This window comes from Flavobacterium reichenbachii, assembly GCF_002217435.1.
Taxonomy (GTDB): Bacteria; Bacteroidota; Bacteroidia; order Flavobacteriales; family Flavobacteriaceae; genus Flavobacterium; species Flavobacterium reichenbachii.
Genome location: NZ_MUHF01000017.1, coordinates 179,051 through 188,334, shown reverse-complemented (window position 1 = coordinate 188,334; position 9,284 = coordinate 179,051). Strand labels below are relative to the sequence as shown.

General features: G+C 34.7%; 6 protein-coding genes. All 6 read right to left on the bottom strand.

Annotated elements, in window-relative coordinates; translation table 11 throughout:
* Positions 1-523 precede the first annotated feature (523 nt).
* The 6 genes from B0A68_RS14435 to B0A68_RS14410 all read right to left on the bottom strand — a co-directional run bounded on the left by B0A68_RS14435 (position 524) and on the right by B0A68_RS14410 (position 9,266).
* Complete coding sequence (locus tag B0A68_RS14435; protein WP_035680051.1) at positions 524-1,426, bottom strand: carbohydrate kinase family protein; 903 nt, start codon at positions 1,424-1,426, stop codon at positions 524-526.
* A gap of 166 nt (positions 1,427-1,592) precedes the next feature.
* The gene (locus tag B0A68_RS14430; protein WP_035680052.1) at positions 1,593-3,080 is read right to left on the bottom strand and encodes an aminotransferase class V-fold PLP-dependent enzyme; all 1,488 of its coding nucleotides are present in this window, start codon (positions 3,078-3,080) and stop codon (positions 1,593-1,595) included.
* A gap of 50 nt (positions 3,081-3,130) precedes the next feature.
* A complete protein-coding gene (locus B0A68_RS14425; RefSeq protein ID WP_035680053.1) occupies positions 3,131-5,296 on the bottom strand; it encodes a S9 family peptidase in 2,166 nt (721 codons plus the stop codon).
* A 10-nt stretch (positions 5,297-5,306) separates the two neighbouring features.
* Complete coding sequence (locus B0A68_RS14420) at positions 5,307-6,551, bottom strand: M14 family metallopeptidase (protein WP_035687612.1); 1,245 nt, start codon at positions 6,549-6,551, stop codon at positions 5,307-5,309.
* Between the two features lie 234 nt (positions 6,552-6,785).
* Complete coding sequence (locus tag B0A68_RS14415; RefSeq protein WP_035680054.1) at positions 6,786-7,775, bottom strand: TlpA disulfide reductase family protein; 990 nt, start codon at positions 7,773-7,775, stop codon at positions 6,786-6,788.
* Positions 7,776-7,808: 33 nt separating this feature from the next.
* A complete protein-coding gene (locus tag B0A68_RS14410) occupies positions 7,809-9,266 on the bottom strand; it encodes a RagB/SusD family nutrient uptake outer membrane protein (RefSeq protein ID WP_035680055.1) in 1,458 nt (485 codons plus the stop codon).
* Positions 9,267-9,284: the final 18 nt, after the last annotated feature.

Genomic DNA, 9,284 nt, shown 5'->3' with positions numbered 1-9,284 from the left:
TCAAAGCGGGTGCAAAAGTACAACCTTTATTGACTTCTGCAAGCTTTTTTTTAAACTATTTTGAAAGTTTTTTTGAATTTTATCATAACCTTCTGATAACACAAAACTTACACTTTTAAATTATTTTAAATTATTACGGAATTTTCCTGCATAGTTTGTTTTTTATCAATTATACCTTTTTAAGAAGTGGTTATTTTACGGATTACATATCTTTATATTTCATATCACAGCAACTATTCATATTAATATAATAATATGTGCAATGTCATATGTCTTAAAAATACACCTAAAATATAATTTAAGTGATATCTGTAATTATTTGTAACAACCTTACAGGAAGAAAACCTAAGCGGTACTAAATCTGAAAGCTGTTTTAATTTACTGGCTATACTATATAGTAGTAAATTAAAACAGCTTCAAAATTTATATAGAGAAATAGGTTCAATCTACATTCTCATCTATGGAAATGCTAATTAAAGGAAAATTTGAATTTCTTTTCCTCGTTTGTAAACAATTCATTACTCTAACTGTTCTCTGTCCTAAATTTCTTCACTTCATCTAAAGAAATACTTGGATTGGCTCCAGGTGATCCAGCAACTAGAGCACCTACTGCAGATGCAAAGTCAATTGCTTCTTGCGGATCTTTATCTCTCAGCAATGATGTTATTAATGCAGCCAGAAAAGAATCTCCTGCGCCTACAGTATCTATTACGGTTATAGGATATCCGTTATTGTAATAAAGTTTTCCATTTACAAACAAAACCGCTCCGTCTCCGCCTTTTGTTACGCAAATTGTTTTAGTATCTGTTTTTTCAGCAATAAACTTTATATTCTCTGCTAAACTTGTGTCGGGTGAATTGAATGCTTGGGCAATTTCCAATAACTCTTCATCATTAAATTTAATAAAATCTGCGGTAAGCATCAAACTGTCGATAACATCATAAGAATAGTGTGGTTTTCTTAAATTCACATCAAAAACTTTATATACTTTATATGATAAAAGTTGTTCTAATGCACTTCTCGACACAGCATCCCGACAGACCAGACTTCCATAAATAAGAACATCTGCTTCTGAAACTATTCGTTTTGCAGTTTCGTTTAAAACAATTTTGTCCCAGGCCGAAGGATAGTTAATTTGATAACTTGCCGATCCGCTTTCATTTAAAGTAACCTGAACCAAACCTGTTGCAAATTCTTCTGATTCAATAATAGAATTGGTTTCTAGTCCCAGATTTTTAATCTTTTCAATAATCGCTTTTCCGTCTGCATCATTTCCTACACAACTTATCATTCCAACTTCGCATCCTAAAGATTTCATACGAAGGGCCACATTAAGCGGTGCTCCTCCTATTTTCTTTTCGTTATCAAAAACATCCCAAAGTACCTCGCCGTAAGATACTGCCTTAAGGCTTTTTACGTCATTCATTATAAGCAAATTTTATATTTATCTCTTTTTAGTTGTTTATTTCAACAGTAGAAATTGCAACATCTATTGCTTAAATATACTCAAAAATGACCAAAATTTGTTTGAATTACATAAATTTTTATTTGAAAACCCGATGCAGTTATTTCATTTACAAGTATTTTTTCTTTTAAATTATTTGAAACCAATCTTTTACTTCTTCCTGAATATTTTCTTCTTTTAATTGAGATTCAAATTCATTAGAAGAAGAATTATATTGATAATCTTTTTGCCATTCTTTATAATTTGCCGCTATTTTTTGCACTGCCTCACAAAAAAACAAAACTTCATCATCTGTCATTATGGGGTGAAGTGATAACCGAACCCAGCCGGGCTTGTTGGTTTGGTTTCTTTGTAATAATTCGTCTGTAATTTTAGTTGATGTTTTATTGTCTATATCAAATAAATAATGTGCATAAGTACTCGCACAAGACCATCCGCCTCTGACCTGAATTCCGAAACGGTCGTTTAAAAGTCTCACAATCAAATTATAATGAATATCTTTAATTATAAAAGAAACACATCCAATTCGATCAACTTCTAAATCTCCTAATAAAGTTAAACCGCTTATTTTTTGAAGTTCAGAATAACAAAGTTCCAATAGTTCCTTTTCTCTATTATGAATGTTCGAAACTCCCATTTGATTTTTCAATTCTAAAGACAAAGCAGTTCTCATTACCTGGAGAAAACCTGGAGTTCCTCCATCTTCCTTAACCTCAATAATATCACTGTATTGATATCCGCCCCACGGATTTGTATATTTTACATTACCGCCTCCCGGATTATCAGGAATATTTGATTGATACAATTTTTCATTAAAAATTAAAACACCACATGTTCCCGGGCCTCCTAAAAATTTATGAGGAGAAAAGAAAATAGCATCTAAACGCTCTTCTGGATTTGCCGGATGCATATTTATTGTAACATATGGCGCCGAAGCAGCAAAATCGACAAAACAGAATCCGCCGTGTTGATGCATAATTCTTGCTAATTCATGATAAGGCGTAATAATTCCCGTAACATTGGAACATGCTGTAAAAGAACCAATCTTTATAGTTCGATCTGCATATTTACTAATTGTTTCTTCTAATATTTGAGGACTTACCAAATTGTTCTCGCCAGGCGGTAAAACCACAACATCTGCAATTGTTTCATACCAAGAAACCTGATTAGAATGATGCTCCATGTGTGTAATAAAAACGACCGGACGATTATTTTTATCTTTTGCAAAAGGTACATCTGTACGCAGACCAATAAAGCGCTGCAGTTTGGACAATGCTGCTGTCATACCTGATCCTGTAGTAACCAAACAATCTGATTCGTCTGCATTGACATGTTTTTTGATTATATCTCTGGCATGCAGATAAGCATATGTAGAGGCTTTTCCGGTTTGACTTGAAAATGAATGTGTATTGGCAATCATCGGTCCAATTTTGTTAAGCATAATATCTTCAATCGGAATATATAATCTTCCGCTGGCTACCCAATCTGCATATAATAGGTTTTGTTTTCCGTAAACAGATTCAAAACTGTGATTGACTCCCAATGTATTTTTTCTAAATTTTGAAAAATATTTCTCTAACTGACTTTGTTCCGTTTTGTTCTCAATTGCATTCATTTCCGTATCTCTTTTAATGTAACTTTATTCTCTTAATCTATCTGAAAGAATTAGTGATTAAATCTTTCAAAAAACTCGTAAGTTCTTAACAGCTGATCGATTCTCTGGCGATTATCGCCGCTTCTCGTCAATTCGTGGCTTGCACCGGGCTGTCTCACATATTCTACAGGCTTGCCTAAAACTTTAAGACTTTTGTACAACATCTGACTTTGTGTAACTCCGGTACGATTATCATTATCTCCGTGAAAAATCAAGAATGGAGTATTAATATTTTCTACATAATTAATAGGTGATTCCCGTTGTAAAATTGCTTTGGTCTTTTCTTCCCAAGGATAACCTCCAAAATATCTCGGAACCATTCTCCATACGTTTGCTTCTCCAAAAAAAGTACTAAAATCATAAACTCCACGCTGACTTGAAGCTGCTTTGAATCTTTGATCGTGGCTGATGATCCAGGTGGTTAAATAGCCTGCATACGAACCGCCCGTAATAAAAAGTCGGCTTTGATCTGCCCAGCCTTGTACAACGGTTTTGTCTAATGCCGTTAAAACGTCGCTCGCAGGTCCAGTTCCCCAATCGTTGATATTTGATCTCAGGAATTTTTCTCCATAACCCGAAGAACCTCTGGGATTACTGTAAACTACGCCATAACCCTGAGCAGTAAAAAACTGATATTCCAGCCACATACTTCCGTCGCCAGGGCCAAACATTGACGCTGGTCCGCCGTGAATTTCAGTAAGTAATGGATATTTTTTTCCTTGTTCGAATTGAGTTGGTTTCATTACCCAATATTCAATTTCAAGACCTTTTTCGTTGATAAAAGTGTCTTTTTCCGGCAAGCTGATTGCTTTGTTTTTTAACCAATTGGTATTGAAATCAGACGCTAATCTTGGTTCTTTTAATTTTAGATCTGAAACGTATAATTCTGATGGATTTTTGACATCTGTTTTAGCGAAAACTACAACTCCATTTTGGATGTCATAATCTGTAATTCCCTGATCAAAAGAAGTAAGTGCTGTAACTTTTAAAGTATTTAATGGGACACTGCAAATCGCTGATCCTCCATTGCTTGATGAAGTAAAATAAAGTTGCTTTTCATCTTTAGAAAATCGAACATTATTGTTATTTCTGTCGTATTCTATTGTTTGGCTTTTCGCCGAAGGATTTTCTAAGCTGAAGATTTTCAACACCGGAACCGATAAATTATTAGCGATGCTTTCCTGATAAGCCAGTTGCTTTCCAGAAGGAGAAACGGCTAAAAGCTGAAAAACCAGATTTTCTGCACCCAGTAACTCGGTTACATTCGTTCCGTCAGTATTAATAGTGTAAATTTTAGATTCTAAAACTCTGTCGGGATGTCTTTTTTCATTGATATTTCCGGTAAAAGCAATTTTGTCGCTGCCAACGAAAGACGGATTCGAGTACGAATAAAATCCTTTTGTAATAGCGTGTTCCTTAGATCCCGGTTTTGCATCTATTATAAAGATATGCGAAAAACGAAGCTCACTGCTGATTCCTGTTTCGGTTTGAAACTGCAGTTTATCAACCACTTTTGCTTTTTTGTCTTTTTCGTTGTTGTCCAAATAAGCTCTGATAGCTTCTAAATTTCCGTTTGGATCTGCTTTTGTTTTATTGATTTTCAAATTTTCATTCGCAGCAAATCCTGGTTTTTCGAAACTCCAAACGGGTAATTCTTTCTTCGGATTTAAAATAGAATCTTTGACCAATTCATTGATTTGAAGCGACGCTGTAAACAAAAGCTGTTTTCCGTCCGGACTCCATTTTGGATTTCCTGCTCCGTATTTTGATTCGGTTAATTGAATTGCTTCTCCGCCTTCATCAACCTTAAAAAGGAATATTTGAGATTTTCCTTTAATGTTTCTCGTAAAAGCAATTTGTCTGCCATCTGGACTAAAAACCGGAGAACCTGATCCTTCTTTTCCGAAAGTTAACTGTCTTGGCGTACTATTTTTTGAAGTCTTAGTAATCCAAAGCTGTGTATCATAATCGTAATCTTGTGGGTTTTCAGCACTTTTAATGATACTTTTTATAGTAAAAACCGCATTCTGACCATCTTTACTCAATTCTACATCACCAAGGGTTCTAATTTTTAAAAGATCGGTAACCTGAATTAATTCTTTTTGCTGCTGACTGAAACAACAGACCGAAGCGATCAGCGCCAGAAGGATGCAAATTTTATTTTTGATTTTGTTCATCTCAATTCTTTTAGTTTTTACTGCTTTCTAATATCAATTTCATGAATTCTTCTCCAGAAACTTCGCCTTTCTTTTTAATGAAATCTTTTGGTGCATTGTCTCCAATTTCAAAAACCAAAGCCTCAGTTTTATAAGTTTCAAACAAATAACTAAATAAGGTAAATGTAGGCGGTTTAAAATACAAAGGTTTAACATGCGGTGTATAACCCGGAATTCCATCTTTTACTTTGTTGAGCCAATTTGGCACAAAACCCGGAATATTTCCTTTTAGATTGGGATCAACGGTATAATAAATATCATCGTGAGTCGAATGAAAATCAATTGAAAACAACAATTTATTTTCGCCTTTAATTTCATTTTTTAAGAAATCACGAACCGCTCTGGTTTCCGGCTGATTGAATTCATTATAATCCCGGTTTAAATCGATTCCGCCCGAATTATGTCTCCAAAAACCGCCGTCAACGCCATCGGGATTCAGAAGAGGAATGACGTACACTTCAAATTTCTTTCTGAACTTTTTTGCCAATGGCGTATCGGCCGTTAAACTTTCAACAAAAGCTTCTAAGGCATAATGTCCCGTAACTTCCGGCGGATGGTTTCTGCCCGAAATCAGAATTTTATTTTTAGAAGAAGGATTTCCAATACTAAAAACCGGAATCTTGCGTCCTTCGGCAGTTAATCCAACAGAAGCTTCGGCAGTATTGTTTTTATTTTTTAATGATGAAATCCATTGTGCTATATCTTTTGAGGTTTTAAGTTCCTGTGCAGCAATCCAAGTCGTGTCTTTACTTACTTTTACTTTCAAAACATAATTAGAATCTTTTTCTCTTTTTACGAAAGTTCCGTTTTCAGAAGCCGTCCATTTTTTTCCGTCAGCACTAATTTTGGCATTATAGCGGTGTTTTACATTTTGAGGATAATCAAACCTGATTTGAATTTCCTTATCTGTTTTTGACCACACTTTAAAGGCATACCACGGACTTCCGTTTATGGGCGAATTCTCAGGAGTAATCAAAACGCTGAACGTATTCTCATCAATTTTGACAACGCCGTTTAATCGCGCTCCGGCAAAATCATTTCCGAAGAAAACCTCATCGCCTGTTTTATCAAAAACTCCTTTCCATTGTTTTTCCACAGGGCGTGTTACGGTAGAAACTGCCGTAATAGGATCCTGGCCCTTAAAAGTACTTTTGACTTGAGCGTTTGATGAAAGTGAAAGTACTGCAGCTACTGCAAAAAATAATTTAGTTTTCATTTTTCTTTTTTTATATAAAGCAAAATAGGATTCTTTTAAACACATAGAATCATAATTTTTCTTTGTTTATAAAGGCATTTTCATTTGTTTAAACCAACATAGCTTTGTGAAAAAACTTGTTTTTTAAAATACACTTTCTTATAAATTTTAATCTATTTTTCTCTGTGTTAAATAAATTCACCATTGCCATTTTTTAAACCTGCAAGGTTTTGAAAACCTTGCAGGAGACATAATTTATTTTTTATCCAAAAGTGATTTAAGAGTCGTTTGAAGTTCCTCTCCTCGAAGATTTCTGGCAACGATTATTCCTTTAGAATCTACTAAATAATTAGCCGGAATTGCTCTTACACCATATAATTTAGCGATTTCACTGTTCCAATAAATAAGTTCAGAAACTTGCAGCCAATCCAGATGATCGTCGTTGATGCCTTTTATCCAGTTTTCTTTCTTTTTGTCTAAAGAAATACCGATTATATTAAATCCTTTATCGTGAAATTCTTTGTAAGCTGCTACGATATTTGGGTTTTCTTTTCGGCAAGGCGCGCACCATGAAGCCCAAAAATCGACTAACGTATATCCTTTTAGATTTTCTGAAAACTTAATTGATTTTCCTGCAGGATCTTTTGATGTAAAATCTGGAGCTTTCTTACCAATTGCAAGTCCATCTAATACTTTTACCAGTTCTTTTAGTTCTTTCACGTAAGTGGAACTTTGAAGACTTTTATCTAATAAACCTATGTTTTCTGTTATTTGCGCAGGAGTCAATCTATACGACCAGTTTCTGTACAAAACATAAGCTGAAACAATAGATTTTGGGTTTTCTGTTATGAATTTGCTGATTTCTACATCTTTGGTTTTTCTGTATGTATCGAATAATTGCTGAGACGCAGAACCTTCTACAACCGAATTGCTGTAATATTTTACGGGACTTAATTTTACTGTAATTGGTGCTTTTTCTAAAAATATATACAACGGATTATTTGCTGTATTTACACTTAAACCATAAAGTTCTGGAAGTTTTACTTTTGTTTTAAAACTGAAATTTCCATCGACAACTTTTACAGAATCTATTGTCGTGAACATTTTATTATGAAATTTTTGCAGATATACATATTGAGCAACAGAGTCTGTAACTGTTCCTTTTAATTGTAAATTGCTTTCTTGTTGTGCCTGAGCGCTAAATGTACCTAAACAAAGCGCTATAATAAAAAGTATCTTTTTCATCTTATTTAATTTTTTTAGTTGAGTTTTTAAACTTTAGTATAATTTATTGGCTGCTAATTCTGTGTTTGCAGGCGGAAATATATAATTAGCATCTGAAACCAAAACTGCTGGTGTCTGCAATTTGTTATCTCCTTTTGAAGGAAGCGTCTGAAGATTTCTAAGCAAATCCGGTCCGCGGAAACCTTCACCTAATAATTCAATTCTTCGTTCTTTCCAGATTGCATCTATTAATTGTGTTTGATCTGACGTAATTGATGCGGCAAAAGTATAACCTGCATCAGAACGCTGGTGAACCGCAGTTAAAAGATTGGCGGCTAATGTTAGATTTCCTGTTTTTGCTGCAGCTTCTGCATAATTCAATAATACTTCTGAATATCGGATTACCGGAATATAATCCAGGAATGGAGATGGTTTTGCAAACTTTTTAAAGTATTGTTTTCCAGAAACTGTTCTTGTTAAGTCGCGTCTTTTATCGGCTGTTCTCCATTGCGCATCACCCAAAATACCTGTTGGATTTAAATAATATTCTAAATTCGTGTTGTAGATGTAAGCGATAGAAGATTGACCTGTATAAGAATCCAAAGAACTCATCGGGATACTAAAAATAGATTCTGTAGTAGCATAATTTGACGAAAATATCACTGTAATATCCGACTGTAAAGCATGTTTTACATCGCTGGCAGTTGTAGAAAAGGGCGCTTGAGTCTGCGGTGCCAGTTTTACAGCTTCTTCAATAACTTTTGCCCAATTGTTCATAGAAAGATATACTCTCGTTTTTGCCGCAATTGCGGTGCTGACATGAGCTCTTGTTGTATTAAGATCTGCACTTGTATAACTCTGTGGTAATCCAGCTTCTGCTTCGTTTAAATCTTTTAAGATCTGCGTATAAATTTCTGCTACAGAACTTCTTGCCAAATCGTTGTTGGCCGCACCCGTTTCTGCTTTTAAGCGCAGCGGCACTCCTTTTGAGGCTCCGGCATCTTTATTATAAGGCTGTCCAAAATTGATAATCAAACTGTAATAGGCTAACGCTCTTACCAATTTAGCTTCGGCAATATATTCTTTTGCTTTTTGCTCCGTAATTACACCCTGATTTACAGCAAGTCCTTCAATCAAAATATTCGCATTATTGATGGAGGTATAAGCCGCCGACCAAAGATTATTGATGTCATTGGAACCTGAACTGTACGAGTTATTCCAGCTTTCATAACCTGTAAAGTTATTTGCCGTGATATTGATAAAATCCTCACCACGCTGATCCTGGTACAAAAGAATACGTCCTCCATATAAACTCGCACCCTTAAAAGCTTTGTAAATTCCGTTTACCAAACCTTCGATTCTTGCCGGAGTTTTAAAAATATCTTTGTCAGAAACCGTCGTTTCTGGGGCTATGCTTAAATCTTCGTTATTTTCACACGAAGTAAATAATATTCCAGAAAGCAGTAATACTGCTGCAATTGATTTTCTGTGTGATTTAAAATATATTTTCATTGTAATTTTTTATTAGTG

Coding starts and splice junctions, on each gene's coding strand:
- B0A68_RS14435 (WP_035680051.1), bottom strand. CDS start 1,426: ATGAATGACGTAAAAAGCCTTAAGGCAGTATCTTACGGCGAGGTACTT.
- B0A68_RS14430 (WP_035680052.1), bottom strand. CDS start 3,080: ATGAATGCAATTGAGAACAAAACGGAACAAAGTCAGTTAGAGAAATAT.
- B0A68_RS14425 (WP_035680053.1), bottom strand. CDS start 5,296: ATGAACAAAATCAAAAATAAAATTTGCATCCTTCTGGCGCTGATCGCT.
- B0A68_RS14420 (WP_035687612.1), bottom strand. CDS start 6,551: ATGAAAACTAAATTATTTTTTGCAGTAGCTGCAGTACTTTCACTTTCA.
- B0A68_RS14415 (WP_035680054.1), bottom strand. CDS start 7,775: ATGAAAAAGATACTTTTTATTATAGCGCTTTGTTTAGGTACATTTAGC.
- B0A68_RS14410 (WP_035680055.1), bottom strand. CDS start 9,266: ATGAAAATATATTTTAAATCACACAGAAAATCAATTGCAGCAGTATTA.